At 59.1% G+C, this 2,117-nt stretch carries 1 protein-coding gene; it reads right to left on the reverse strand.

The genetic code is table 11. The annotated features are described in order from the left end of the window. Positions 1–83: 83 nt before the first annotated feature. Positions 84–1,841, reverse strand: a complete 1,758-nt coding sequence (locus tag AC04SI_RS33215; protein WP_192180011.1) for an adenylate/guanylate cyclase domain-containing protein — start codon at positions 1,839–1,841, stop codon at positions 84–86. Positions 1,842–2,117: the final 276 nt, after the last annotated feature.

Below are 2,117 nucleotides of genomic sequence, written 5' to 3' on the forward strand. Positions count from 1 at the left end.
TGGCTCTTCCCGCATTGCTCTCGATCGCGCAATTGCACCTTGCGCGCCTATCCCGATTGTCGGATCAGAATTGAAGCCAGTTGCTAGTCGGGCAATCCTGCCAAGCGCATGCATTCGATGAGGTCGTCAGCCATCTTGGGGTCAACAAACATTGGATTCTTCCGCAGGGCACGCAGCGAGTAGCGCGGAATCAGGCGGAGCAGCTCGTCCACGTAATGCTTGGCTTCCTTGGGGCGACCTTGACGAGCATAGGAACACGCCAATGTCACTAGCGCGCCGAACAGAGCGGGATCTTGTTGAAGCCCCTTCTTCGAAACGTCGATCGCTTTTTCATAATCGCCGAGGAAGAAATAAGCGTGTCCCATCGCGTCATATAGCCAGGTTCCGCGAGAATCGCGTGGGTTGCCGCGTTCCGCTCTTTGGCAAGCAGCCAAGCCACCTTCCAAATCGCCACGAAACACCAGGGCATGCCCCAAGACCGCGTAGGCCTCGGCATAGTTCGAATTGAGCTCTATCGCCCGTTGGGCCACCCTGATGGCCTGCTCTGCCTCTCCGGTCACCGCCAGCATGAACGCCAGAGACTGATTGGCCTGCGGGTTTGTTGGCGCCAGGTGAACCGCCTTCTCCGCCCAGCGCCGGGCCTCTTCGAAGGCCAGGCGCGCCGGACGAATCCATCCGCGCAACCCGATGTGCACGTGGCATTGACCAAGCAGGGCGTGAGCATTGGCGAAATCGGGGTCGATCTCGATCGCTCTTCTGAGATCGGCAATCGCCGCTTCCACATCCTGCTTCGTCATCCTGTGATAGGCGGCGATCGCCCGCAAATAGTGGTCCCATGCACCGAGATCGTCCGGCCGTTTTCCTCGCGCCCGCTCGATCTCAGCCAACGTGATTTCGGGTCCGACTACCGACGCGATGCTGGCCACGATGTCGTCCTGCAACTCGAAGAGATCATCCATCTTGCGGTCGTATCGCTGTGCCCATACATGGCGATCTGACTCCGCATCGATCAACTGAGCGTTGATTCGCACGCGGTCACCGGCCCGGCGCACACTGCCTTCGAGAATATACCGGACCCCGAGCTCCCGCCTAATCTTCTTCACGTCAACGGCCTTGCCCTTATAGGTAAAGGCGGAGTTGCGCGCGATAACAAACAACCATTCGAAACGCGAAAGTGCCGTCGTCAGATCTTCGGATATGCCATCCGAGAAATACTCTTGGGCATGATCATCGGACATGTTGTCGAACGGCAGGACGGCGATCGACGGTTTGGCCGGCAAGGGAATAGGGCCAGCCGGTTGGCTCGACACGCTCGCCGCAACCACTCGATACGTCCGTACGGGATCTGCGATATTTCTTACCTGGTGAGTTCCGAAGTCCTGGAACCCGGCGTCGAGTTTGCCTTTTACCTGGTCGAAGGCCATGCCGGAGATACAGATGCCGCCTGGGTCAGCCAGCTTTTCAAGTCGCGCCGCGACGTTGACGCCATCGCCATAGATGTCTTCGCCATCGATGATGATATCGCCTACGTTCACACCAATCCGAAAGGAGATCGACGCGCTATCGGGCATTGCGAGATTTCGTTCGGCAACGCGGCGCTGAATGCAGACTGCACAGTCCACCGCATCGACCGCACTGGCGAACTCAATTAATGCTCCATCGCCCATGAGCTTCACCAGACGCCCGCGATACTCGGTGAGGATCGGGCTTATCAAGTTGCGGCGCAGTTCCTTGAGCGCACTCAGTGTTCCTGTCTCGTCCGCTCCCATGAGGCGGCTGTAGCCCACGACGTCAGCCGACATTATAGCAGCAAGACGCCGCTGAACGCGTTGCTTCGTCATTCCCTTCCGCCTCTGGCTAACGCTGGTCGCAAGTGTATCGCCCACTGCCTTGGTGTGTCTACGAAGGTCTCGTTTCCCCAAATTCGACAGGCCACCGCGCGATGCGGCGACTGGCGCGGATCCGTCAATCGGGCATGGTCCGCCGTGGAAGAAGGAGCGCGAGATGATCGCTGAGGTCGCTCATCGTAACCGGCGCCGTGTCTGGAACTGCTTGCCCAAACAGGTACATGCCGGGTGCCTCGACTACGCCGCCGTCGTGACGTGTCCGGCCTTTGC

Source organism: Mesorhizobium sp. CNPSo 4689 (genome assembly GCF_057784325.1).